23 protein-coding genes are annotated in these 25,423 nt (G+C 70.0%); 21 read left to right on the top strand and 2 right to left on the bottom strand.

All coding sequences use genetic code 11. From position 1 onward, the window contains the following. Position 1: 1 nt before the first annotated feature. From GV007_RS11060 to GV007_RS11015, 10 genes are all read left to right on the top strand, one after another. Complete coding sequence (locus GV007_RS11060) at positions 2–970, top strand: AAA family ATPase (RefSeq protein ID WP_201297663.1); 969 nt, start codon at positions 2–4, stop codon at positions 968–970. Next, the gene (locus GV007_RS11055) at positions 970–2,199 is read left to right on the top strand and encodes a DUF58 domain-containing protein (protein WP_160072561.1); all 1,230 of its coding nucleotides are present in this window, start codon (positions 970–972) and stop codon (positions 2,197–2,199) included. The genes GV007_RS11060 and GV007_RS11055 overlap by 1 nt, the downstream gene beginning before the upstream one ends. Positions 2,200–2,378: 179 nt before the next feature. Then, the gene (locus GV007_RS11050) at positions 2,379–4,676 is read left to right on the top strand and encodes a transglutaminase domain-containing protein (protein ID WP_160072559.1); all 2,298 of its coding nucleotides are present in this window, start codon (positions 2,379–2,381) and stop codon (positions 4,674–4,676) included. Next, complete coding sequence (locus GV007_RS11045) at positions 4,612–5,400, top strand: FHA domain-containing protein (RefSeq protein ID WP_160072557.1); 789 nt, start codon at positions 4,612–4,614, stop codon at positions 5,398–5,400. Before GV007_RS11050 ends, GV007_RS11045 begins: the two co-directional genes overlap by 65 nt. A 208-nt stretch (positions 5,401–5,608) precedes the next feature. After that, on the top strand, positions 5,609–7,105 hold the full coding sequence (gene leuC, locus GV007_RS11040) for a 3-isopropylmalate dehydratase large subunit (RefSeq protein ID WP_160072555.1): 1,497 nt from the start codon (positions 5,609–5,611) through the stop codon (positions 7,103–7,105). Further along, positions 7,105–7,734 (top strand): 3-isopropylmalate dehydratase small subunit, encoded by a 630-nt coding sequence (gene leuD / locus GV007_RS11035; RefSeq protein ID WP_160072553.1) that lies wholly within the window; start codon positions 7,105–7,107, stop codon positions 7,732–7,734. Before leuC ends, leuD begins: the two co-directional genes overlap by 1 nt. Next, positions 7,731–9,101: a UDP-N-acetylglucosamine 1-carboxyvinyltransferase gene (murA, locus tag GV007_RS11030; protein ID WP_104240609.1), complete on the top strand. Its 1,371-nt coding sequence runs from the start codon at positions 7,731–7,733 to the stop codon at positions 9,099–9,101. The genes leuD and murA overlap by 4 nt, the downstream gene beginning before the upstream one ends. Before the next feature lie 2 nt (positions 9,102–9,103). Next, positions 9,104–9,892, top strand: coding sequence for a lysophospholipid acyltransferase family protein (locus tag GV007_RS11025; RefSeq protein WP_236558471.1), 789 nt, complete (start codon positions 9,104–9,106; stop codon positions 9,890–9,892). Next, positions 9,889–10,896, top strand: a complete 1,008-nt coding sequence (locus GV007_RS11020; RefSeq protein ID WP_160072551.1) for an NAD(P)H-dependent glycerol-3-phosphate dehydrogenase — start codon at positions 9,889–9,891, stop codon at positions 10,894–10,896. The genes GV007_RS11025 and GV007_RS11020 overlap by 4 nt, the downstream gene beginning before the upstream one ends. 71 nt (positions 10,897–10,967) lie before the next feature. Continuing rightward, the gene (locus GV007_RS11015) at positions 10,968–12,170 is read left to right on the top strand and encodes a D-alanine--D-alanine ligase family protein (protein WP_160074224.1); all 1,203 of its coding nucleotides are present in this window, start codon (positions 10,968–10,970) and stop codon (positions 12,168–12,170) included. A gap of 48 nt (positions 12,171–12,218) precedes the next feature. Here GV007_RS11015 and GV007_RS11010 read toward each other — a convergent pair whose 3' ends face one another. Next, entirely contained in the window at positions 12,219–12,710 is a 492-nt protein-coding gene (locus GV007_RS11010; RefSeq protein ID WP_160072549.1) for a DUF3515 domain-containing protein, read from the bottom strand. A gap of 24 nt (positions 12,711–12,734) precedes the next feature. Between GV007_RS11010 and thiL the strand changes: the two genes are divergently transcribed. Beyond that, complete coding sequence (gene thiL, locus GV007_RS11005; RefSeq protein WP_236558469.1) at positions 12,735–13,868, top strand: thiamine-phosphate kinase; 1,134 nt, start codon at positions 12,735–12,737, stop codon at positions 13,866–13,868. Here the strand turns inward: thiL and rsmD are convergent. Beyond that, entirely contained in the window at positions 13,817–14,428 is a 612-nt protein-coding gene (gene rsmD, locus GV007_RS11000; protein ID WP_160072547.1) for a 16S rRNA (guanine(966)-N(2))-methyltransferase RsmD, read from the bottom strand. The two genes, thiL and rsmD, sit on opposite strands and share 52 nt — an antisense overlap. A 106-nt stretch (positions 14,429–14,534) precedes the next feature. On the opposite strand from rsmD, the gene GV007_RS10995 reads away from it, so the two are divergent. From GV007_RS10995 to mutM, 10 genes are all read left to right on the top strand, one after another. Further along, positions 14,535–15,578 carry an AAA family ATPase gene (locus tag GV007_RS10995; protein ID WP_104240614.1) on the top strand — a complete coding sequence of 348 codons (1,044 nt, stop codon included), beginning with the start codon at positions 14,535–14,537 and terminating at the stop codon, positions 15,576–15,578. Between the two features lie 3 nt (positions 15,579–15,581). Next, positions 15,582–16,904, top strand: coding sequence for a DUF58 domain-containing protein (locus GV007_RS10990; RefSeq protein ID WP_160072545.1), 1,323 nt, complete (start codon positions 15,582–15,584; stop codon positions 16,902–16,904). After that, the gene (locus GV007_RS10985; RefSeq protein ID WP_160072543.1) at positions 16,901–19,351 is read left to right on the top strand and encodes a transglutaminase family protein; all 2,451 of its coding nucleotides are present in this window, start codon (positions 16,901–16,903) and stop codon (positions 19,349–19,351) included. Before GV007_RS10990 ends, GV007_RS10985 begins: the two co-directional genes overlap by 4 nt. Then, positions 19,351–21,501 (top strand): ATP-dependent DNA helicase RecG, encoded by a 2,151-nt coding sequence (locus GV007_RS10980; RefSeq protein ID WP_160072541.1) that lies wholly within the window; start codon positions 19,351–19,353, stop codon positions 21,499–21,501. Before GV007_RS10985 ends, GV007_RS10980 begins: the two co-directional genes overlap by 1 nt. Before the next feature lie 49 nt (positions 21,502–21,550). After that, positions 21,551–22,282 carry a copper resistance CopC family protein gene (locus GV007_RS10975; protein WP_160072539.1) on the top strand — a complete coding sequence of 244 codons (732 nt, stop codon included), beginning with the start codon at positions 21,551–21,553 and terminating at the stop codon, positions 22,280–22,282. Between the two features lie 99 nt (positions 22,283–22,381). Then, a complete protein-coding gene (gene coaD / locus GV007_RS10970; protein ID WP_104240619.1) occupies positions 22,382–22,882 on the top strand; it encodes a pantetheine-phosphate adenylyltransferase in 501 nt (166 codons plus the stop codon). A gap of 43 nt (positions 22,883–22,925) precedes the next feature. Continuing rightward, positions 22,926–23,546, top strand: a complete 621-nt coding sequence (locus tag GV007_RS10965; RefSeq protein ID WP_236558468.1) for a YceD family protein — start codon at positions 22,926–22,928, stop codon at positions 23,544–23,546. Between the two features lie 41 nt (positions 23,547–23,587). Further along, entirely contained in the window at positions 23,588–23,791 is a 204-nt protein-coding gene (gene rpmF / locus GV007_RS10960) for a 50S ribosomal protein L32 (protein ID WP_068484295.1), read from the top strand. A gap of 10 nt (positions 23,792–23,801) precedes the next feature. After that, complete coding sequence (gene rnc, locus GV007_RS10955; RefSeq protein ID WP_160072535.1) at positions 23,802–24,548, top strand: ribonuclease III; 747 nt, start codon at positions 23,802–23,804, stop codon at positions 24,546–24,548. A 2-nt stretch (positions 24,549–24,550) separates the two neighbouring features. Then, entirely contained in the window at positions 24,551–25,420 is an 870-nt protein-coding gene (mutM, locus tag GV007_RS10950; protein ID WP_160072533.1) for a bifunctional DNA-formamidopyrimidine glycosylase/DNA-(apurinic or apyrimidinic site) lyase, read from the top strand. Positions 25,421–25,423 lie beyond the last annotated feature (3 nt).

Genomic DNA, 25,423 nt, shown 5'->3' with positions numbered 1-25,423 from the left:
CATGACCGTGACCGAAGAGCAGGCCGCCTGGTTCCAGGACGCCTTCGAGCGCCTGACGACCAACATCGAGCAGGCGGTTGTCGGCAAGCGACACGTCGTCGAGCTCACGCTCACGACCCTCTTCAGCCAGGGCCACCTCCTCCTCGAGGACGTGCCTGGCACCGGCAAGACGGTGCTCGCCAAGGCGCTCGCGAAGACCATCGACGGCAGCAACAGCCGCGTGCAGTTCACCCCAGATCTGCTGCCCTCCGACGTCACGGGCGTCACGATCTTCGATCAGGGCACGCGCGCCTTCGAGTTCCACCCCGGCCCGATCTTCGCCTCGATCGTGCTCGCCGACGAGATCAACCGCGCCTCGCCGAAGACACAGTCGGCCCTCCTCGAGGTCATGGAAGAGGGGCGGGTCACGGTCGACGGCACCCCGCATCCTGTTCCCGTGCCGTTCCTCGTCATCGCCACGCAGAACCCCGTCGAGCAGGCGGGCACCTACAAGCTCCCTGAGGCGCAGCTCGACCGCTTCCTCATGAAGACGTCCCTCGGCTACCCCGACCACGCGAGCACCGTGCGGCTGCTCATGGACGCGGGCAACCGGCAGCGCGCCGACAGCGTGCCCGCCATCCTCCACGCCGAGAACGTCGTCGTCATGCAGGAGCTCGCCGCCGAGGTGCACGTTGACGAGTCGATCATGGCGTACGTGTCGGAGATCGTCACCGCCACGCGCGCCGACCGCGACGTGCTCGTCGGCGTCTCCGTCCGCGGCGCGCTTGCGCTCGCGCGCGCCGTCAAGGCCTGGGCGCTCGCGCACGGTCGCCGCTACGTCGTGCCCGACGACGTGCGCAACCTCGCACATCCCGTGCTCGCGCACCGGCTGATTCTCGACCCCGAGGCGGAGTTCTCCGGCACGACCCCGGACCAGGTCATCGACCGCTGCCTCATCGAGGTCGAACCTCCCCAGCACCGAGCCGCCTGATGACCGAGGGGCACGTCTCCACCGATGCTGAGGTCGAGTTCGCCGAGCGCGACCGCCTCACGATCGGCGACGCCATCAGGTGCGTCACGCCGCTCGGGTGGATCGTGCTCGTCGCCGGTGTCGTGCTCCTCGTCGGCGGAACCGCCTTCGGCTGGCTTGAGCTCATCGGCATCGGGGGAGTCCTCGTCGGGGTCTTCGCCGCCGCGGTGCCCTTCACGATCGGGCGCGAGAGCTTCGGCGTGCAGGTCGAGCTCGAGCCCCGGCGAGTGCGCGTCGGAGACCGAGCCCTCGGTCGGCTGCAGGTCACGAACCTCGGTGAGCGCCGCGTGCTGCCCACCCGCCTCGCGTTGCCGGTCGGGCACGCGACGGCCGAGTTCAGCGTTCCGCAACTCGCGCCGGACGAGACGCACGAGGACCTCTTCGCCGTGCCGACGAGCCGGAGGGCCGTCATCGAGGCCGGACCCGCCAGGTCGCTGCGCGGAGACCCGCTCGGGCTCCTCGAGCGGTCGACCAGGTGGACCGGGGTGCTCGAGCTGTTCGTGCACCCCCGGACGGTTCGCCTCACCGCCCAGGTCGCCGGGCTGCTCCGCGACCTCGAGGGCGTGACGGGGGAGCGCATCACCGACGACGACCTCGCGTTCCACGCGCTGCGGCCCTACGAGTCCGGCGACGACCGGAGGAACATCCACTGGCGCACCAGCGCGCGCACGGGTCTCCTCATGGTCCGCCAGTTCCAGGAGACGCGGCGCTCGCAGGCCAACGTGCTGCAGACGCTCGAGGCCGCCGCCTACGCCTCGGAGGACGAGTTCGAGCTCGCCGTCGAGGTGCTCGCGTCGCTCACGCAGGAGCTCATACGCTCGGGCGTCGCCGTGAGCGCCCTCACGCAGAACGGTCGTCTGCCCACCCGAGCGGTCTCGTCGATGCTCGACGGGAGCAGCAGGCTCGAGGCGCGGACGGCGAGCTCACCATCGCTCCGCGACTTCATCGCGCTCAGCGTCAGACGCCTCCCGCAGGCGAGCATCGTGTTCCTGGTCTGCGGAAGCGCCACAACGGATGCCCAGCTCGGGCAGCTGCAGTCCGTCTACGCGGCGGATGTGACCCTCGTCGTCTTCCGCTGCGCCATCGGGCACCCCGCCAGTCGCACGCGGCTGCGCGAGACCGTCGTCTGCACGGTGCCGGAGCTCGACGACCTGCCGCGCCTGGTCCGCGAGACGCGGGTGCGCGCGTGACGGCGGCCGCGGCGGGCGGGACCCCCGACGGGGAGACCAGTCCACGGCTGGCCGAACGGGGGAGGACGGGTTCTGGCAGGACACGGCCAGGCAGAGCACGGCCGGGCAGGGCAGGACGCGGCCAGGCGGCACGCGGACACCTCCGCCCTGGCCTGGAGTCGCGCACCCTCATCGACGCCTTGGTCATCGCGGTCCTGACGCTGCTCGCCTCGCTCGGCTTCGCGCCCGCCTTCGGCGGCGCCTGGTTCCTGCTCGCGGTCGCGGGCGGCCTGATCGTCGGCATCGGATCAGCGATCCTCGCGCGCTGGCTCGACCTCACTCGGCTCAACACCCTCCTCGTCGCCACCGCCGCCTACTTCCTGCTCGGCACCGCCTTCGCGCTGCCGCAGGCTGCCTTCGCGGGAGTGCTGCCGAGCTTCTCGACCCTCGCCGACCTCGCGCGCGCCCCGGTCTTCGCCTGGCGCGACGCCGTGACGCTCTCCACCCCGCTCCTCGCCCCCGCCTACCTCGCGGTGCTCCCGTACTTCGCGGCGGCCGTCACCTCCCTCGTCGCCATGATCCTGCTGCTGTGGGTCGCCCCGAAGCGGCCTGGGGCGATCTGGCCACCGAGCCTCGCGCTCCTCGGCCCCCTGGCGGTCCTCGCGAGCGCCATCTTCGTCGGCACCGAGGACAGCGTCGCCGGCGTGCTGCGCGGCGGTGCCTTCGCCGTCATCGCGCTCGTCTGGCTCAGCTGGCGCCGCGGCCTCGGCAACATCGCGTCGACCGAGGCGAGGCGAGCCCTCGCGCGCTCCCGTGCGCTCGGCACCGCCGTGATCGTCCTCGTCGCCGCCGTCATCACGACCGCGGGCGGCTACGTCGCCTCCGCGACCGTCGCCGAGCAGCGCGTGGTGGCGCGCGAGCAAGTCACGCCGCCGTTCGACCCGCTCTCGCACACGAGCCCACTCGCCGGATTCCGCGAGTACTCGAAGCTCAGACCTGACTCGACGCTGTTCGACGTGACCGGTCTCGAAGGGGGAGACCGGGTGCGCCTCGCGACGCTGGAGAGCTACTCGGGCAAGTCCTGGCAGATCGCCGACCCCGCCGCGACGCTCGCCTCGACCGGCAGCTACAACCTCTCCGGTCGAGTCGTCCCGAGCGACCCCCCGCTGACGTCATCCTCCGAGCGATCGATCGACGTCACCATCCGCGACTACTCCGACATCTGGCTGCCGAGCGTCGGCATCCCCACCGACGTGAATCTCGCAGGCGGCAGCCTGCCGGACCGCAGCGGCGACTTCCGCTACAACGCCAGAACCGGGGGAGGGCTCATCACCTCCGGGCTCCGCGATGGCGACAGCTACCAGATCTCCGCGCTCGTCCAGGACCTCCCCATCGAGGGGCAGCTCGACAATGCGGCAGTCCTCGACCTCGACTATCCCGCGATGCCGTCGGCGCCCGCCGCCCTCGTCGAGCGGATGCAGAGCTACGTCGCCGGCGAGACCTCCCCGTACCTGCAGCTCAAGGCCATCGAGAACGCGCTCATCGCCGAGGGCTTCTTCAGCCACGGCACGGCGAGCGACTCCGTGCCATCGCGCGCCGGACACGGGCTCGACCGCATGCAGGAGCTCTTCGACCTCCGCTACCTCGTCGGCGACCAGGAGCAGTACGCGTCCGCGATGGCGATCATGGCTCGCCAGCTCGGGTTCCCCGCCAGGGTCGTCATGGGCTACGCGCCGGAGCAGATCTCGGCAGACGGCACCACCGAGGTGCGAGGCTCCGATGTCACCGCCTGGGTCGAGGTGCCGTTCGAGGGCTTCGGCTGGGTCGCGTTCGACCCGACGCCGGAGCAGACCGACGTGCCCGTCAACACGACCACCGACCCGCAGTCCAAGCCGAAGGCGCAGGTGCGTCAGCCCCCGCAGACGCAGGAGAAGCCAGACGAGCTCCTCACGAGCGCCGACGAGCGACGACAGGAGGAGGAACCCGATGACGAGGAGACGTGGCCTGCCTGGGCGCTCACGCTCGGCATCTCCCTCGCCGTCCCCCTCGCGCTGTTCCTCGTCCCACTGATCGCCGTCGCGCTCCTCAAGCGCAGGCGGCGGAGCCGGCGGCTCCGGGAGGGCAGCCCCGACCGGCGCGCGGCCGGGGCATGGAGCGACAGCATCGACCGCTTTGCCGAGCTCGGCTACCCGATTCCGCTCCGAGCGACCCGGATCCAGACCGCTGGCGCCGTGCATCCCTCGCTCGTCCCGCTCGCCGACCGAAGCGACCGGGCCGTGTTCGGCGCCGACCCCGTGAGCGACGAGGACCTGGCCTCGCTGTGGGCTGACGCGGACGCCGCCGTCGCCGAGGCGAGGGGGTCCGTCGGCTTCTGGCGCCGCCTGCGTGGACTCTTCACGTTCCGCCGCGCCCCACGCCCCGTATCATGGCCCCGTGGAACATTCTGGGTTCATCGGGGTGCCGCCCGGGCTGATCGGGCAGGGCGCGATCATGCCTGAGGCAGCGAACACGTCGGGTCGGCCCGAATGGTCGCCGCCGTCGGCAGCGAACGGCGGGGCGCAGGAAGCGCCAGCCGACGACTGGCTGCGCGCTGAGCTCGACGACGAGTACCCGCTTCCCCCGATGCCAGCGCCACGGCCGAGGCTCTCCCCGCAGCAGCCCTCGCTTCCCGACCATTCGCCGTCGGCGCACGCGCCAGCAGCGCCGTGGACAAGCGACCAGCTCGCGGCGCCGTCCGCGACCCCTAGCGCGGCCCCGTTCGGCGGCACCCCGCAGCCTGGTCTCTCGCTCGAATCTCCGGCCGGGCTCACCGGCGCGGCGCACGCGTCCGAGGCGAGGCTCGATCAGCCGGGCCACGACTCCCCGGGCGCCAGCGCCGAGCAGCCTCTGCCCGAGTGGGTGGTCGTCCTCGCAGACGGCGTCAGCGTCCCCATCTACGGGCCAGTCGTCATCGGTCGAAACCCCTCGCAGGATCGATTCTCCGACGCCTCCGTCTCCGCGGTCCCCGACATCACGCAGACCATGTCGAAGACGCACGCGCGCTTCTGGGCCGACGGCGAGCGCCTCTACGTCGACGACCTGAACTCCACGAACGGCGTCGCCCTCTTCCCCGGCGGGAATGCGCACGGCGCGCTGGCGGTTGAGCCTGGAGTCCCAGCGGAACTCCGCTCAGGCGACGTCGTGCAGCTGGGCGAGTACCGGCTCTCGATACGCCGGAGCTAGGCGCCGCCCCGCCTTCGCCCAGTCAGGAGCCGCATGCCCGAACGGATGCAGCTCATGGCCCAGAACCCGCAGAAAGGCGCAGTGTTAGCATGGTCCGCATGTCTGCCGGTCTGCTTCTCCTTTGCTGCCGCGACGGGGCCTAACTTCGCAGGTGCATCCCGTCGCGGTGTCGATGGCGCCTGAGCAGATGCGAGGAGACGCAAGCAACATGAAGACGGAAAACAGCACGCACGAGGCACAGTCGCAGCCCAGGACCCTGGCTCAGAAGGTGTGGGAAGACCACCTCGTGGCCAAGGGTGAAGACGGCTCGCCCGACCTCATCTACATCGACCTGCACATCATGCACGAGGTCACCAGCCCGCAGGCCTTCGACGGTCTCCGAGTCGCGGGTCGGCCGGTGCGGCGCCCCGACCTCACCATCGCGACGGAAGACCACAACACGCCGACGGTCGACATCCTCAACCGCATCGCGGACACGACGAGCCGTACGCAGATCGAGACGCTGCGCCGCAACGCCAAGGAGTTCGGCATCCGGCTCCACCCCCTGGGCGACGCCGAGCAGGGCATCGTGCACGTCGTCGGGCCGCAGCTCGGGCTCACGCAGCCGGGCATCACGGTCGTCTGCGGCGACTCCCACACATCGACGCACGGCGCCTTCGGAGCCATCGCGTTCGGCATCGGCACGAGCGAGGTCGAGCACGTGCTGGCCACGCAGACGCTTGCCATCAAGCCGTTCAAGACGATGGCCATCAACGTCGACGGCACGCTCAAGGAGGGCGTCACGGCGAAGGACATCATCCTCGCCGTCATCGCGAAGATCGGCACGGGCGGCGGAGCGGGCTACGTGCTCGAGTACCGCGGCTCGGCCATCGAGGCGCTCTCCATGGAGGGCCGGATGACCGTCTGCAACATGTCGATCGAGGCAGGCGCTCGCGCCGGCATGGTGGCCCCGGACGACAAGACCTTCGCCTACCTGGAAGGCCGCGACCACGCCCCGGTCGGCGACGAGTGGGACGCGGCCGTCGACTACTGGCGCACCCTCAGGACCGACGACGACGCGAGCTTCGACGCCGAGGTCTTCATCGACGCCGACACCCTCGAGCCGTTCGTCACGTGGGGAACCAACCCGGGTCAGGGCATCTCCCTCAGCGGAGTCGTCCCGGAACCGTCCGACTTCGCGGACCCCAACGACCGCCAGGCCGCCGAGCGCGCGCTCGAGTACATGGCGCTCGAAGCGGGACGAGCCATGAAGAGCATCCCCGTGGACGTCGTCTTCATGGGCTCCTGCACCAACAGCCGCATCGAGGACCTCCGCGCCTTCACCTCCGTCATCCGGGGACGCCAGAAGGCCGAGGGCGTCCGCGTCATGGTCGTGCCCGGCTCTGCACGCGTGCGCCTCGAGGCGGAAGCCGAGGGCCTCGACAAGATCATCACCGAATTCGGCGCAGAATGGCGCTTCGCCGGCTGCTCGATGTGCCTCGGCATGAACCCGGACCAGCTCGAGCCCGGGCAGCGCTGCGCATCCACCTCCAACCGCAATTTCGAAGGCAGGCAGGGCAAAGGCGGACGCACGCACCTCGTGTCGCCCCTCGTCGCCGCTGCGACCGCGGTTCGGGGTACGCTCTCCAGTCCGTCTGATCTCGACGAGCCCAACGCGCCCGCCGCGAGCACCGATACCCGAACGCCGCAGGAGGTGGCCGTCTGATGGAGAAGATCACCCGCATCGAGGGAGCCGCCGTGCCGCTGCGCCGCTCCAACGTCGACACCGACCAGATCCTGCCCGCCGTCTACCTCAAGCGCGTCACGAAGACGGGCTACGAGGACGCGCTCTTCAACGGCTGGCGGCAGGACCCGGACTTCGTGCTCAACCGTCCCGAGTACCAGGACAACCCACGCATCCTGCTCGTCGGACCGGACTTCGGCACCGGCTCCTCCAGGGAGCACGCCGTGTGGGCGCTCAAGGACTACGGCTTCCGCGCCGTCATCGGATCCCGCTTCGGCGACATCTTCCTCGGCAACGCCGGCAAGCAAGGACTGCTTGTCGCCACGCTCGCCGAGCACCTCGTAGAACAGCTCTGGGACGCCGCCGAGGCGGCCCCGGGTGCGACTGCGGTCGTTGATCTCACCACGAACACCGTTACTGTCGGAGACATGACGGCGACGTTCGAGATCGACGACTACACGAGATGGCGTCTGCTCGAGGGGCTCGACGACATCTCGTTGACGTTGCGTGACGAACACGCGATCTCCACCTTTGAGTCACGCCGAGAGGCGTGGCGTCCGCGGACTCTTCCGATCCGCAGGTCCACCACCGCAGGGAGTGCAACTCAGTGAACACGATCACCAACGACTCGGCTCGCGCCGGCGCATCAGTCGGTCTGACCGGCGACACCATCGTCTTCAACGGCGGACGCCCGCTCTCGGGTCGCATCGAGGTGCGTGGCGCGAAGAACCTCGTCACCAAGGCCATGGTCGCGGCGCTCCTCGGCGAGGAGGTCAGCGTCCTCCGCGACGTGCCGGACATCTCCGACGTGCGCGTCGTCGCCGGTCTCCTCACGCTCCACGGCGTGAAGATCGACCGCAACGAGGTCTCCGGCGACCTTCGCCTCGACCCGACGAACGTCGAGACGGCCCACATGGCCGAGATCAACGCGCACGCCGGCTCCAGCCGCATCCCGATCCTCTTCTGCGGCCCGCTGCTGCACCGCCTCGGCGAGGCCTTCATCCCCGACCTCGGCGGCTGCCGCATCGGCGACCGGCCCATCGATTTCCACCTCGAAGTGCTCCGCAACTTCGGCGCTGTCATCGAGAAGCTCCCGAGCGGCATCCGCATGAGCGCCCCCGAGGGCCTCCACGGTGCCAAGGTCACCCTCCCGTACCCGTCGGTGGGCGCCACCGAGCAGGTCCTGCTCACCGCCGTCCGCGCGGACGGCCGCACGGAGCTGCGCAACGCGGCCATCGAGCCCGAGATCATGGACCTCATCAACATCCTGCAGAAGATGGGCGCCATCATCTCGGTGGATGCCGACCGCGTCATCCGCATCGAGGGTGTCGAGCGTCTCGGCGGCTACAGCCACAAGGCGCTCTTCGACCGCAACGAGGCTGCCAGCTGGGCCTCCGCAGCACTCGTCACGCACGGCGACATCTTCGTCGGCGGCGCCAAGCAGCCCGAGATGCTCACGTTCCTCAACGTGTTCCGCAAGGCAGGCGGAGCGTTCGAGATCCACGACGACGGCATCCGCTTCTACCACCCTGGTGGCGAGCTGCGCCCCGTCGTCATCGAGACCGACGTGCACCCCGGCTTCATGACCGACTGGCAGCAGCCGCTCGTCGTGGCCCTCACGCAGGCGCACGGCGTCTCAATCGTGCACGAGACGGTGTACGAGCAGCGCTTCGGCTTCGTCGACGCGCTCGTCGAGATGGGCAGCGACATCCAGCTGCACCGCGAGTGCCTCGGCAGCCAGGAGTGCCGCTTCGGCCAGCGCAACTTCCAGCACTCGGCCGTCATCTCCGGCCCGACGAAGCTCAAGGCCGCCGACATCGAGGTCCCCGACCTCCGCGGCGGCTTCAGCCACCTCATCGCGGCGCTCGCGGCGGAGGGCACCTCGCGGGTCTCTAACGTCGGCATCATCGCGCGCGGCTACGAGAACTTCATCGCGAAGCTCGAGACCCTCGGAGCTGACTTCACGGTTGAGGCGTAGGAGTGTCGGCCGGGAAGCGCGGATCTCCTGAGAAGAGCAAGCCCTCGATCTTCTGGTTCCTCGCGGCGATCGCCTTTCCGCTGAGCTGGCCGATCATGCGCTGGGAGATCAAGGGCACGCTGCCGGAGCGGGGCGCGTTCATCGTCGCCCCGAACCACACCAGCGAGGTCGATCCGCTCATCATGGGGATGGCCGTGTGGAAGCTCGGCCGCGCGCCGCGCTTCATGGCCGCCGACCGGCTCTTCCGCGTCAAGGGACTCGGCTGGATCCTCCGCAAGAGCGGGCAGATCCCCGTCTCGCGCGACGCGCGCGGCGCCAACCAGGCCGCGATCGCGTCCGCCCAGCAGCTCGCGAGGCTCGGACAGGGGGTCATCATCTACCCGGAGGGCACCCTCACCCGCGAGCCGAACCTGTGGCCGATGCGCGGCAAGAACGGCGCGGCGAGGGTCGCGCTCAGCGCCGACATCCCCGTCTACCCGACCGCGATCTGGGGTGCGCAGAACATCCTGCCCCGGTACTCGAAGAAGCCGACGCTCGGGTGGCGAACCAAGATCACGGTGCACGTCGGGGAACCGGTGAGTCTCACGGAGTTCACCGGGCGGATGCACAGCGCAAGCGCCATGAAGGGCGCCACGGAGCTCGTCATGCACGACGTGACCCGCCTCCTCGAGGGCATCCGCGGTGAGCAGGCTCCGGCCGAGCTCTACGACCCCGCCAAGCACGGCCAGAGCGAGCACGGCAAGTTCCCCCAGGACCGGGGCGGATCGTCCCGAGAGGCGGGGGGAGCGTGAGCTCGGCGCAGCGTGCCGTCGTCCTCGGCAGCGGCAGCTGGGGCACGACGTTCGCGAAGGTGCTCGCGGATGCGGGCCACGACGTGACCATCTGGGCGCGCCGCCCCGAGGTCGCGAACGAGATCAACGAGTCGCACCGGAACACGGGCTACCTCCCCGGCATCGACCTGCCGAGGAACCTGCACGCGACACCCGACCTGGTCGAGGCGGTCCGCGGGCAGCAGTTCGTCTTCGTGTCGGTGCCGGCGCAGACCGCCCGTGAGCTCTCCGCACAGCTGGCCCCCCTCATCGAGGGCGACGCGGTCGTCGTGAGCCTCATGAAGGGCGTCGAGCGGGCGAGTGGGCTGCGCATGAGCGAGGTGCTCGAGGGTGTCCTGCAGCTCCCGGCCGAGCGGGTGGCTGTCGCGAGCGGCCCCAACATCGCGCTCGAGATCGCGAAGGAGCAGCCCACGGCGATCGTCGTGGCATCCGCGAGCGAGGCCACAGCCGTCAGTGTCGCAAAGCTCGCGCGCAACGACTACCTCCGGTCGTTCGTGAACGTGGATGTCATCGGCACCGAGTTCGGCGGAGTCCTCAAGAACCTCATCGCCATCGCCGTCGGCATCGTCGACGGCGTCGGCTACGGCGAGAACACGAAGGCGTCCGTCATGACGCGCGGGCTCGCCGAGATCTCCGACTTCGCCGTCGCGATGGGTGCGCAGGCGTCCACCATGATCGGGTTGGCGGGCCTGGGAGACCTCATCGCGACCTGCGAGTCGCCCCTCTCGCGCAACTTCACGGCAGGGCGCCTCCTCGGGCAGGGCTACGTCTACGACGACGTCGTCGCCCAGATGCAGCAGACCGCCGAGGGGCTCCGCTCCGTGGGCGCGATCCTCGAGCTGGCCGAGCGCCACGGCGTGGAGATGCCCATCGCGAAGCAGATCGACGACGTGCTGCACGGCCGGATGAGCCCCGCGGACCTCGCCCCCCACCTCGCGACCGACGAGGGTCCGAGCGGCGAGTAGCGCCCGGTGCCGCTCGGGCGACCCCGTACCCTTGTGCGGTGAGCGAAGAGTCGCTCGTGGAAGGAAACCTCATGTCGACAGCTCAGCTGAACGCCTCCGCCAGCTCAACCGCCGCTGAAGATGCGCGGCCGCTCATCGCCGTCGTCTTCGGCGGCCGTTCGAGCGAGCACGCCATCTCGTGCGCGACGGCGAGCGGTGTCCTCGGAGCCATCGACCGTGAGAAGTACCGCGTGCTGCCCATCGGCATCACGCGCGACGGCGCCTGGGTGCTCGAGGACGACGACGCAGACAAGTTCGCGCTCGACCCCGAGAACCTGCCGGAGGTCGTCGACAACGGCACACGCATCCACCTGCCGGATTCGGCCAAGCACCGGGAGGTGACGGTCTCGCGCGTCGAGGGCGACGCCCACGGCGCCGAAGCGGGAGCCGAGCGAACCGAGCGCACGTCCCTCGGCGAGGTCGACCTGGTGTTCCCGATCCTCCACGGCCCCTTCGGCGAGGACGGCACCGTGCAGGGCATGCTCGAGCTCGTCGGACTGCCGTTCGTCGGCTCGTCGGTGCTCGCCGCGAGCGTCGGCATGGACAAGCACTACACGAAGATCGTGCTCAGGGACGCGGGCCTGCAGGTCGCTGACGGCGTCACGATCTCGCAGCACCAGTGGGACACGCGGGGTGCGTCGCTGGCCTCAGAGGCCGTCGACCGGCTCGGGCTGCCGGTGTTCGTCAAGCCCGCCCGCGCGGGCTCGAGCGTCGGCGTCAGCAAGGTCGCCGTGCTCGACGAGTTCGCAGCCGCCATGACGACGGCCCTCGCGGAGGACGACCACGTGCTCGTCGAGGCAGCGGTCGTGGGCCGTGAGGTCGAGATCGCCGTGCTCGAGTCGCGGCCGGGAGAGCGGGCTCGCGCCTCGGTCGCTGGCGAGATCGTCATGACGAAGGCGGAGTTCTACGACTTCGAGGCGAAGTACCTCGATGACTCCGGGGTCGAGCTGCGGTGCCCCGCCGAGCTGAGCGACGAGCTGCTCGCGGAGATGGCGGAGCTCGGCGTACGTGCCTTCGAGGCGCTCGGCGCCTCCGGCCTGGCCCGCGTCGACTTCTTCCTGACGGACGACGGGTTCGTCGTCAACGAGATCAACACCATGCCGGGATTCACGCCCATCTCGATGTTCCCGAAGTGCTGGCAGGCGAGCGGCATGAGCTACCCGCAGCTCATCACCGAGCTCATCGAGGTCGCGAGCGCCCACGCAGCCGCGCGCGAGGCGCGCCTCACGCGCTAGGGGTCCCGCCGTGCGGCAGCTCGCCGTGCGGCGCCCTCCGGGGTGGCGCTAGCCGAGGACGTCGTCGGCGCCGACGCAGGCACCGGTCTTCGGCAGCTTGGAGACGGCATCGTCGAGGTCGACGAGCACGGTGGTGCCTGATGCGACGTCGGAATCGACGACGACCTCCACAGCTGGCGTGCGCCCGTAGCTCGTGAAGCGGTACGTGGGCGCCTGGCTGTCGTCGACGATCCAGTCGATGCCGCTCAGGCTGACGCACTGCTCGGAGGTCGGCCCCGGCGTCGGCACCCCGCAGCGGAGCAGCACACCGGCCGGGCTGCCCCAGGCCCCCGTCGCCTGCGCGTTGGTGAGGCGAAGCTCGAGCCCGTCGACCGTCGAGGGCAGGCGGACCGAGACTTCGGCGCACTCCGGGGCGGCCGCGTCAGGAGCCGGTTCCATGGGAACGCTCGCGCTGTTGCAGGCGGTGAGCAGGACGACGGATGCGGCGGTCGCGATCACGGCGGAGCCGATGCGCGAGGCGGAGCGGAAGGTTCGAGACATTTGCTCCCAGGCTATCGTGAGCGGGTGCCTGCTCTTCCCGACGACGCCATCCGCCGAACCCCCGCTGACGTGCTCACGGTCGGCGCGTGCGGCGAGGCCGATCTGCTCCAGCGCATCCTCGCGCGGGTCCCAGCCGCCGATGAGGCGGTGCTCGGGGCCGGCGATGACGCCGCGGTGCTGACGGCGGGCGATGGGCGGCTCGTCATCACGACGGATCTCATGATCGAGGGCCCCGACTTCCGCTCGGCCTGGTCGATGGCTCGCGACGTCGCACGCAAGGCGTGCGCATCCAACCTCGCGGATGTCGCCGCGATGGGCGCCGCCCCGACGGCGATCACGGTGGCGCTCGCATTGCCCTCTTCGACTCCGGTCTCCTGGGTCGAGGAGCTCGCGGACGGGTTCGCGGCCGCGCTTGCCGACATGGCCCCTGGGTGCGGCGTGGTCGGCGGTGACCTGTCGACGAGCGAGCAGCTGACGATCGCGATCACCGCCTTCGGCGACCTGCGCGGGGGAGACCCGGTGCGGCGATCCGGAGCCCAGCCGGGCGACGTGCTGGCGCTCAGCGGCCCGGCGGGGCGCAGCGGTGCTGGCCTCTCGCTGCTCTACTCCCTCGCGAGGGATGCGCGCGGGGAGGCGCTCGCCGAGGGCATCGAGGCCCTGCGGTCGCGCGGCGACGCCGTGCGCTCAGTCGTCGACTGGCACCTCGCGCCGACGATCGACGCCTCCCTCGGCCTCGCGGCGAGAGCTGCCGGGGCGACGGCCATGATGGATGTGTCCGACGGCCTGCTCCTCGACGCCTCGCGCCTGGCGAGGGCCAGCGGCGTCCGGGTCGAGGTCGAGACATCGTCCCTCGCCGTCGACATCGCCGCGGTCGAGGCGGCGCTGCGAGCCGCCCTGCCCGGGGTCGAGGCCGGCGAGCTGCACGCACGAGCCGTTGACCTCGTGGTGGTCGGCGGGGAGGATCACGGCCTGCTCACCACCTTTCCGGCTGGGACGACGCTGCCGGAAGGATTCCGGGCCATCGGCCGCGTGCATCCGCACGATGACGGGCCGGTTCCCCCCGTGCTCGTCGACGGCGCTGGCCGGCCCGCTCGCGGCTGGGACCCCTACGCCTGGGACTTCTCGGCCCCTGGCTCGTCGACGGGGCTCACCTCGTAGCTGAAGACGATGGTCTCGCCGTAGGACTTCCGGCGCAGCAGCTCGAAGGGCTCGGGCACCGTGGGGGCTGGGGAGCGCGACCCCCGCTCGACGACGACGACCGCCTCGGGTGCCAGGTGCGGCACCAGGGCCTCGAGCGCCCCGGTGAGCTCCGCTTCGCCGAGCTCGTATGGCGGGTCGACGAAGGCGAGCTCGAAGAGCTGACCAGGGGTCGTCCGCAGGAAGCTGTCGACGGAGTTCTGCGCGACGCGGGAGGCGACGGCCCGGCGACCCTGCTCGCGGGTCACGCGCGCCAGAAGCTCAGCGTTGGCGCGCAGCACGTTGGCGGCCGACTTGGACTGCTCGACGAGCACGGCGCTGGATGCGCCCCGACTGAGCGCCTCGAACGCGAGCGCACCCGAGCCCGCGTAGAGGTCGAGCACAGCGGCGCCGCCGAGGTCGAGCAGTGATTCGAGCGAGGAGAACATGGCCTCGCGGACTCGGTCGCTCGTCGGACGTGTGCCGCTCTTCGGGACGGCGAGCGAGTGGCCCTTGGCGGCTCCGGCGATGATGCGTGTCACGTTGCGATCGTAGCCGCGACCGCGTCGGCCCATCCACTGCGCACAGAAGCTGGCCGAACTTGTCGGGGGTGCGTGGAATGATGGGCACTTGAATTCGGAGGTGGCCATGGAATACGGCAACGGCGCGGAAACCGCGGCGGCGAGGGCTCTGCCCGCAGAGCCAGCTGGGCGCGAGCGCGCATCGAGCACGGCGGTCGCACTGCAGGACGGCGCGCGGCAGATCCGCGAGAGCGTCGCATCGGTCATCTCAGGAAAAGACGAGCAGGTGCACCTCGCGGTCGTCGTGCTCCTCGCCGGCGGTCACCTCCTGGTGGAGGACGTCCCCGGGGTTGGCAAGACGGTCCTCGCCAAGACGCTGGCGGCGGCCATGGACTCGAGTGTGAGCCGCATCCAGTTCACTCCGGACCTGCTGCCCTCGGATGTCACGGGCGTCGCGATCTACGACCAGGTCGAGCGGCGCTTCGAGTTCCAGCAGGGCCCGGTGTTCGCGAACGTCGTCATCGGCGATGAGATCAACCGCGCCTCTCCGAAGACGCAGTCGGCGCTGCTGGAGTGCATGGAGGAGGGGCAGGTCACGGTCGATGGCGTCACGCACCGGCTGCCAGTGCCCTTCACCGTCTTCGCGACCCAGAACCCCTCCGAGATGGAGGGCACGTACGCGCTGCCGGAGGCGCAGCGCGACCGCTTCATGGCGCGCATGTCGATGGGGTACCCCGAGCGCGACGACGAGCTCGCGATGGTCGATCGGCGTGACTCGAGCGACCCCTTGTCGAGCGTCCGTGCCTCGCTCTCCGCGAGCGACGTCTCCAGCATGATCGAGCAGACCTCGCGCATCTACGTCGCGCCTGCCATCAAGCAGTACATCGTCGATCTCGCCCGTGCCACCCGCGAGCACGCCGACGTCCGTGTCGGTGTGAGCCCGCGCGCGACCCTGCACCTCGTGCGAGCATCGAGGGCGGCCGCCGCGGTCGCCGGTCGCGACTTCGTGGTGCCGGACGACGTCTCCAAGCTTGTCGGCCCGGTCTTCGCGCACAGGCTCGTGCTCAGCGCCCGCGGCTCTCGGGGAACGGCGGCGTCGGCGTCTGCCGCCCGCATCATCGACCAGATCTGCCAGCAGATCGCCGTCCCAACGAGCGCGGCGACCGCGTAGCGCGTGGCGACGAGGCGCATCGAGAGGCGGCTGCGACCCACCAGCCGAGCCATCGGCCTGGTGGTGGTCGGCGTGCTGCTGGCCGCAGCCGCCGTGGTGTTCGGCCGGGGCGAGCTGCTTGCGCTCGGCGGGTTCCTCGTCGCCCTGCCGCTCGTCGCCTTCGTGCTGCGCCTCATCTGGCGACCTCGGCTCGAGGCTGTGCGCACGATCTACCCGACCACGCTTGCCGTTGGCGACCGGATGCGGGTCGTGACCGAGGTGCGCAACCGTTCGCTCATCGCGCTCGAGCCCAGCTCCTACCTCGATCTCCTGCCCGGTGCGGAGCCATCCAGCATCGGCGGGGTGCTGCCCGCTATCGGCTCGCGACTCAACCGCAACGAGGACAAGCGCCGACGTCGTGTCGCCTACGGTGTCGACTCGATGCGCCGCGGCGTCCACGAGGTCGGCCCGCTCTTCTTCGACAACGCCGACGGCCTCGGTCTGACGAGGCGAGTCCTCAAGATCGGCGAGGCCACCGAGGTCGAGGTGTGGCCCCGGGTGGCAGAGCTGCCCGCCATGTCCGTGCCAAGCGGCAAGAGCGGGGGCGAAGTCGAGGCCGGAGTCGCACAATCCGGAGACTCCGACGACGTCCTCACCCGCGACTACCGTCGCGGCGACCCGCTCAGGCGCATCCACTGGCGTGCAACGGCGCACGCGGGTGAACTGCGCGTGCGACAGGAAGAGCACCACGCAGAAGACACCTCGGTGGTCATCCTCGACACGAGCGGGACGGCCGCCGCTGAGGAGCCGAAGGCACCGCTGACCCTCGTCGACCTCATGAACGAGCAGGCAGCACCCGCGCATGCCATCGACGCGGAGTTCGAGCTCGCCGTCTCGCTTGCCGCCTCCGTGCTCGCTCGCTTCCATCGCTTCGGCTATGAGACCGAGCTGTTCGAGACGCACGCGGGCCTTGACGGCGACACGGAGAGCACGCGCACCCCCTCCGAGGAAGCGCTCGAGTCGGTCATGCGCAGGCTCATGCTGACGCAGCCCGACTCGACAGCGGGGGAGCGGCGAGAGGCCTGCGCCGAGGTCGTCGATGACATCTCCCGCGTGGCGCGTACGCCGGTCGTGTACGTGCACCGGAACCTGGCCGGTGACGGGCTGACCGCGATCCGCTCGCTGTCGGCCATGGCCGCCCCGGCCCTCGCGCTCATCGTCTCCGCGAAGCCGGTGCCGCGTGCCACCCTGACGTCGTTCACCGATGCCGGCTGGAACGTCGCCGTCTACTCGCCCGCCAGAGCCAAGCCCTTCACGCCGCTGCTCGAACTGGAGGCCACCGCATGAGCTCGCAAGCGACCACGACCGCGCAGATGCGTCGTCGGCAGGGCTGGAAGGGGACTCCCGGAGCCAACGGCTCCTGGGTCGTCACCGTCTCCCTCGCGGTCCTGATCTTCAGTGCGACGAACCTCCTCTGGCCGATCTTCGACACGAACACGTGGTCGGCGAAGGCGATCGTGCTCGTCACGATCATGCTCGGGGTCGCCGCCCTCGTGCGCACCTTCACGGGCTCGCAGCTGTGGGCGCTCGTCGCCTCGATAGTGGGCGGCGCGGTTGTCCTCGTCGGCTTCACCGGGCGGGGCTCGCCGCGTGCCACGGTCGAGGGCTGGGGGGTGCTCGCCGAGCAGCTCGTCGAGCAGCTGCGCTCGGACGCCGCCCCGCTCCGCGAGACCGAGGCGATGACCATGCTCGTGCTCATCGGCGTCGCCGTGATCGTCGTGCTCTGCGACTTCTTCGTGTTCGGCATCAGGGGCCGCTCGCTCGCGACGCTGCCCCTGCTTGCTTTCCCCCTGATCCCGATGGCGCTCGGCATCGATGCCTTCAACGGCTGGTCGTACGTCTTCGCGGCACTGGCCCTCGCGGTGTTCCTCTACGCCGTCTCGAGCTGGCACCAGCGTGTGCACGACGAGGAGCTCTCCTACCAGGGGTTCCTGGTCGACAGCCGGGGCATGGCCGGCCTCGGCGGGGCCCTTGCGGTCACCGCCGTCTCGCTCGTCGCCGTGCTCGTGGCCTCCACGGTCGTTCCAGCGCCGACCGGCATCGATGCCATCCGGCAGACGTCGACCTCAGGCCTGTCCACCAACCGCGCGAATCCCATCATCGACCTGGGTGAGGACCTGCGGCGCAACAACCCGGTCGAGGTGCTGCGCTACGCCACGACCACCGACCAGGGCTCGCTCCCGTACCTCACGCTCCAGACCCTCAGCGACCTCAGCGGCGAGGACGACTGGATGCCCGGCGACTTCGACGGCAACCTGAGCGTCGACGGCGGTGACCTGCCGCTGCCCGCCGGCGTCTCGGCCGGGGCTGAGTCGAGCGAGTTCACCACTCGCATCGTCCTCAACGACGGCGTCAGCTCCTTCCTCCCGCGCCCGGGGTTCGCGGCCAACATCATCGACCTGCAGGGAGATTTCCTCCTCGACGAGCAGACGGGCGACGTCCGCAGCGCCGGTGACGAGGCACTCGCGCAGAACTACGAGATCCAGACCGTGGTGCCGACCCCAAGCTTCGAGGCCATCTCGCAGCTCGACGCCGAGGTGCCGGCGGGTCTCGAGGCCCTCACGCAGGTGCCGGAGGGGCCGAGCACCGACCGCATCCGCGACGTGGTCGGCGAGATCGTCGACGAGGACGCGCCCGCCGGCACACAGGCCCTGCAGCTCCAGTCGTTCTTCGCCGACGGGTTCGCCTACTCCGAGACAGCGCCTGTTCAGCAGGGGTACGACGGCACGAGCCTCGACGTCATCGCGCAGTTCCTGGAAGCGCGCGCCGGCTACTGCGTGCACTACGCATCGTCGATGGCCGTCATGGCGCGCATGATCGGCATCCCGTCCCGGATCGGGGTCGGCTTCACGCCCGGCTCCGCCGGAGAGCTCAACGCGGAGGGCCAGCCCGTCTACACCGTGACGAGCAACCAGCTCCACGCGTGGGCCGAGCTCTACCTGCCCGGCCACGGCTGGGTCATGTTCGAGACGACGCCGGCCGGCGCGCTCGGCAACCTCGTCGCACCCGGTCCCGGCGAGACGACGGCACCGACGATGACGCCAGAGGTCGCCCCATCGGCCTCGCCGTCGCCCGTCGAGACCGAGAGCACCGCCGCGCCGACTGTGCCGCCTGAGACCGAGACGCCGACCCCGACTTCGACACAGGGCGCCGAAGGGGCAGGCGAGCAGGATGGCGAGAGCGGAGCCGTCGACCTCACGGCCCTCTTCGTCACCCTCGCCGTCGTGGGCGGCGTGCTGGCCCTTGTCGCGCTCCTGCTCATCCCCGCCTTCCTGCGGGGCGCCAGGCGCCGCGCGCGTCGCGTCGCGGTACTGGCAGGCTCGCCGCCTCAGCATCCGAGTCCCGGCAACGCCGCCTGGCAGGAGGTATCCGAGAGCGCCGTCGACTACGGGGTGCCGCTCGGCACCGGCCTCACGCCAGCAGCCGTCGTCGTGGCCATCGCCGCCGGCTTCGAAGCGCCCGAGCGCGCGACGGGCGACGGCGCCAGCGCCGCGGTCCCCGCCGCCACCGCCCAACGCGTCGCTGACGCGCGAAGCGCCCTCGAGCGCCTCCGGATCGAGCACGAGCACGCAGCGTTCTCGGACCCCGGTGCGTCGCACGCGCTGAGCCAGCACGAGCGGGAAGGCGTCTGGAACGACGTCCTCCTGGTCCGCTCCGCGCTTCGCGCATCCGCCTCGTCCGCAGCGCGACGCCGGGCGGTGCTCGCGCCAGCATCCCTGTCAGGAAGGCGCTGATGGACGACATCGGTCTCGATACGCCGCTCGAGGACGTCCTCGGCAAGCGCGACGCGCAGCAGCTCGCGAAGCAGCTCGACGTGACCACCGTCGCGGGCATGCTCGAGCACTACCCTCGCCGCTACGCACGTCGAGGCGAGATGACCGCCATCGAGTCGCTGCCGCTCGGTGAGCACGTCACGCTCGTCGCACGGGTGCTGCGCGTCAACGAGCGACAGATGCGCGCACGACGAGGGTCGATCGTCGAAGTCGAGATCACCGACGAGAAGGGCATCGTCTCGCTGACGTTCTTCAACCAGAGCTGGCGTGCCAAGCAGCTGCAGCCGGGAGTGACCGGCATCTTCTCTGGCAAGGCATCCGCGTACCGGGGAGCCATCCAGCTCGCCCACCCCGAGTACGAGCTCTTCGAGAATGCGCCCCTCGAGGCCCTCGCGGAACGACGCGACCAGTGGCTCAAGGAGCCCATTCCGATCTACCCGGCCACCGCCAGTCTGCCGACCTGGAAGGTCGCGGCGGCCGTCCAGGCGGTTCTCGACGCCGTGCCGTTCCTCCGCGACCCCGTGCCGGTGGAGACGCGCGCCATGTTCGGGATGTACAGCTACGACGAGGCGATGCGCGCCATCCACCAGCCCGAGACATTCAAGCTGCTCGAGCGGGCGCGGGAATCGCTGCGCTTCACCGAGGCGTACGTCCTCCAGGCGGCGCTGCTCCAGCGCCGGGCGATCTCCGAGCTCGTCGCGGCGAGAGCGAGAACCGACGCGGTCGGGCCGATGCTCGAGGCCTTCGACCGACTCGTTCCGTTCGAGCTCACGCCCGACCAGAAGACGGTCGGACGGCAGATCGCGAAGGACCTCGCCCGCGGCGTGCCCATGCACCGTCTCGTCCAGGGCGAGGTCGGCTCCGGCAAGACCCTCGTGGCCCTGCGCGCCATGCTGCAGGTCGCCGACGCGGGCGGGCAGTCGGCCATGCTCGCGCCGACCGAGGTTCTCGCCTCCCAGCACCACCGATCGATCATCGACTCCCTTGGTCCGGAGCTCTCCGCGAAGCTCATGCCGACCCTCATCACCGGCAGCATGACGAAGACGGAGCGCAAGCGCGCCGCGCTGCGCGTCGTCGCCGGCGAGGCGAAGATCGTGGTGGGCACCCACGCGCTTCTGAGCGACGACGTGATGTTCGACGACCTCGGCCTCGTGATCGTCGACGAGCAGCACCGCTTCGGGGTGGAGCAGCGCGAGTCGCTGCGCGCGAAGGGCGCCCAGCCTCCGCACCTGCTGGTTCTGACGGCCACTCCCATTCCGCGCACGGTCGCCATGACGGTCTTCGGCGACCTCGATATCTCGAGCATCGTGACCATGCCAAAGGGGCGGCAGAAGATCGAGACGTTCGTCGTCGCCACTCGCGAGCATCCGCACTGGCTGGAGCGTGCCTGGCAGCGCGTCGCCGAGGAAGTCGACCGCGGGCGGCAGGCGTTTGTCGTGTGCCCCGCCATCGAGCCAGCCGAGCCCGCAGAGCCGGTCGATGGCGAGGAGGCTGCCCAGCCCGTGACCGCCGTGATGGAGCTCGCCCCGACGCTCGCCGTGCATCCCCTCTTCGCGGGCAAGCGCGTCGCCGCCGTGCACGGGGCGATGCCGAGCGACGAGAAGGATGCCGCCATGCGTGCCTTCGCCGACGGCAAGATCGATGTGCTTGTTGCGACGACCGTCATCGAGGTCGGCGTCAACGTGCCGAACGCCTCGGTCATGATCGTCATGGATGCCGACCGATTCGGGGTCTCCCAGCTCCACCAGCTGCGGGGCCGCGTCGGACGAGGAGAGCACGCAGGCCTCTGCTTGCTCGTCTCGAACACCGAGGAGGAGTCCACCGCTCGGGAGCGGATCAACGCGGTCGCCGAGACGCTCGACGGGTTCGAGCTCGCCGAGCGCGACCTCGAGCTGCGACGCGAGGGCGACGTGCTCGGCACGGCGCAGTCGGGGGGACGCACGTCCCTCAAGCTGCTGCGCGTCATCGAGGACACCGACCTGATCCGCTCCGCCAGGGACGAGGCGGCGCTGCTCATCAACGACGACTGGAGCCTCAAGCGGTGGCCTGACCTCAAGGCGGCCATCGGCCGGCACAGCTTCGAGGAGCGGGAGTTCCTCGGCAAGTCCTGACGGCTCCAGCGCCTCGGTCGGCGAGCGTCCCCTGGCCTACGATGGGCGGGTGACCTCTTCCTCCTCCGCACACGCGCTCCGCATCGCCTCCCGCCTCATGCTGGCCGCCATGCTGGCGTTCCTGGCCCTCGCGCTCGGCCTCGGCTCGCAGTTCGCTTCCGCGCACGACCAGCTGATCGAGTCGAGCCCGGCCGCCGACGAGTCGGTCGATGTGGCTCCGGAGAGCGCCACCATGACGTTCTCCGCGGAGGTGCAGTCGGAAGGCACGCTCGGCCCGCAGGTCGAGCTGTTCGCGGTGACCGCCGTGGAGCAGACGGCCCTCGAGCTGGAGTCGGCGGCCACGGCCGACGGCTCGGTCGTGACGCAGGCGCTCCCGCAGCTCGCGGCGGGGGACTACGCCCTGAACTGGCAGGTCGTCTCCTCTGACGGCCACCCGATCTCCGGCACGATCCCGTTCACGGTGTCCGTCGGCGTGGCGCCGGCTGAGGACGCCGCGCCGTCAGCATCCGCCTCCGCCGGTTTCGGTGCCGCCGAGAACACGGAGGGTGCCGCGATCACGAACAGCGACGCGGGAACGTCGGACGAGGCGTCCCAGTCGACCGCCGCAGCCTCTGGGATCCCGCCGTGGGCCTGGGTGCTCATGGGGCTCGCCGGTGTGGCCGTGGTGTTCGTCTCGTTCATCCTCTTCCGGCGCAAGGCCGCGGACCTCGAGGCGAGCAGCACGCCGAAGCCCGAGGAGCCGCTGGCCGATGGAGACGACGACACGCCCACCCGCGTCTAGCTCGTATCCGACCCTGTCACGCCTGCTCCCCTCGTCCTGATCACGCGATGAGGGCTCCGTGCGCGCGACGTGCAGGGAGCGCCCCGTAGTCTTGTCGCCATGAGCAGAATCGCTGTCGTTCCCGGCTCGTTCGATCCGGTTACCCTTGGCCACCTCGATGTCATCCAGCGTGCCGCCACGGTCTTCGAGGAAGTGCACGTCGTCGTTGTGCACAATCCCGACAAGCACGCGCTCCTGCCCATCTCGCGCCGCGTGGAGCTCATCGAGCAGGCAGTGTCGGCGACCGGCATCCGCGGCAACGTCCGCGTCGCGTCGTGGAGCGTGGGCCTGCTCGTCGACTACTGCACCGATGTCGGCGCGAAGGTCATCGTGAAGGGTATCCGGTCGCAGGCCGATGTGACCTACGAGACGCCGATGGCGATCGTGAATCGCAACCTCGCTCGAGTCGAGACGATGTTCATGCTGCCCGACCCGAGCCACGCGCACGTCTCGAGCTCGCTGGTGCGCCAGGTCGCCTCGCTCGGCGGAGACGTCTCGCCGTATGTGCCTCGTGTCGTCTACGAGTACCTGCAGGGCGACACCGACACCTCCATCGAGTAGGTGGCTCGGGATGCACTCCGCGACGAGGGCGTACAATCTCCCGGTGACTTCCTCTCCGTACTTCGTGAACATTGCGACCGTCGTGGGCAAGCCCGGCACGATGCGCGAGATCGAACTCGACTTCGATGCGCCTGAGCGCATCGGCGAGGGGCTCGGCTACATCGAGAAGGGCACGCCGGTCGAACTCGACGTTCGCCTCGAGGTGTTGCACGACGGCATCCTCGCGACGGTCGGCCTCGAATCGAGGATGGCCGGGGAGTGCAGCAGGTGCCTGACACCGCTGGACGAGCCGCTCCGGGTCGATTTCGCAGAGCTTTTCGCGTATGCTCGCGACGAAGCCCTCGAGTACGAGGTTCACGACGACATTGTCGACCTTGAACCGCCCGTTCGCGATGCGGTAGTGCTCGCACTGCCATTCCAGCCGGTTTGTCGGCCGGACTGCCTCGGCCTAGATCCTGAAACCGGCGAGAAGCTGGTGGAGCCGCTCGAAGAGCAGGCACCAGCGGTTGACCCGCGTTGGGCGGCGTTGGCAGGGTTTGACGCTTCAACAGAAGCACCCGAGGAACCAGCTACGGGTTCCGAGGAAGCCGCGGGTCCTCGTGAAACAGTTTCTCCTGAGGATGCGCGCAACCATGATTACAAGGGGGAGCCGGGCCAGCACTGAGCCCGCCTCCCTGCACGATGAAAGATGAAAGGTAGACGCCGATGGCTCTCCCCAAGCGCAAGATGAGCCGCTCGAACACGCGTTCGCGCCGTTCGCAGTGGAAGGCCTCCGTGCCGACCCTCGTCAAGACCGTCGAGAACGGCAAGGTCACCTACAGCCTCCCGCACCGCGCGAAGGTTGTCGAGGACGCAGCCGGCACTCCGCTGTTCTTCGAGTACAAGGGCCGCAAGGTCGCAGACGTCTGATCCTCGCGTCATGCACGACGTGAAGATCATCGACCCCGACGCCGCACCGTCAGCTGAGCTGGCACGCGGCCTCGGGGTCGACTTCGTTCCCTCGCTTCTCGAGCTCGCGTTGACCCACAGGTCGTACGCGGTCGAGAACGGCGGCATCCCCGACAATCAGCGCCTCGAGTTCCTCGGCGACTCGATCCTCGGACAGGCCGTCACGGTCATGCTGTACCGGACGTACCCCGACTACTCGGAGGGGCAGCTGTCGCGTCTGCGCGCATCCCTGGTCTCGACGGTGGCGTTGGCGGAGATTGCGCGGGGCCTCGGCCTCGGCGCCTACCTGCACCTCGGTCGCGGCGAGCACCTCACGGGCGGCAACAAGAAGGATTCGGTCCTGGCCGACACGGTGGAGGCGGTCATCGGTGCCGCGTACCTCTCGGCTGGGGTCGAGGTCGCGACCGAGCTCGTCCTGCGCCTCGTCGAGCCGAAGCTGGCTGTGGTGTGGCGTCTCGGGGCCGAGCAGGACCCGAAGACCGCGCTGCAGGAGCTCGCAGACACGCAGGGCGCCGAGCCGCCGCGCTACGAGGTGGAGGGGTCCGGCCTCGAGCACGACCGCAGCTTCACAGCGACGGTCACGGTGCTGAAGAAGAAGCGCATCCTCGCGCAGGCGCAGGGCGTGGGCACGAGCAAGAAGCAGGCGGAGGTCGCTGGCGCGCTTGCCGCGTGGCATCAGCTGAACGATGGCGGCGACGGCGCCCCCGCGGGCTCCTAGCCGTGCCGGAGCTGCCTGAAGTCGAGGTCGTGCGCCTCGGCCTCGAACCCGCGGTCACGGGTGCCGTCGTGTCTGCCGTCGAGGTGCTCGACGAGCGCTCGCTGCGTCGACATGCTGGCGACTCGGCCGAGTTCGTCGGCGCGCTCGAAGGGGCGAGGATCTCGAGCGTGTCGCGGCGCGGGAAGTTCCTGTGGCTGCCGCTCGCGGGCCGCGAGGAGGCGCTGACGGCGCACCTCGGCATGAGCGGTCAGATGCTGCTCCGCACCTCGGATGCGCCCGACGACCGGCACCTGCGAGCGCGCATCCGCGTCGACGGTCCCGCTGGCGATCTTGTCGTGGCCTTCGCCGACCAGCGCGTCTTCGGCTCACTGGCCGTCGACCGCCTCGTGCCGACGGCGGACGTCGAGGGTGAGCGGGTGCCGTCGCAGGTGGCGCACATCGCACGCGACCCGCTCGACCCGAACTTCGACGACGATGCGTGGGTGGCGGCGCTGCTGCGCCGCAAGACGGGCGTGAAGTCGGCGCTCCTCGACCAGACGCTCATCTCGGGCATCGGCAACATCTACGCCGACGAAGCGCTGTGGCGGGCGAGGCTGCACTACGGGCGCGTCACCTCAGGGCTGTCGCCGTCGAAGGCGAGGGAGCTGCTGCTGCACGTGCGCGAGGTGTTCGCGAAGGCGCTCGCCGAGGGTGGCACCTCCTTCGACGCGCAGTACGTGAACGTCAACGGGCAGGCCGGGTACTTCGCGCATTCGCTCAACGTGTACGGGCGCCAGGGGAAGCCGTGCCCGAGATGCGGGCGGCCGATCGTTCGCGAGAAGTTCCAGAACCGGGGCTCGCACTTCTGCGAGAAGTGCCAGCGCGAGCGGTGACGC

This window comes from Pseudoclavibacter sp. 8L (assembly GCF_902506465.1).
Lineage (GTDB): Bacteria > Actinomycetota > Actinomycetes > Actinomycetales > Microbacteriaceae > Pseudoclavibacter.
The sequence above is the reverse complement of the archived record's forward strand: the minus strand, read 5'-3'. Positions and strand labels throughout refer to the sequence as shown.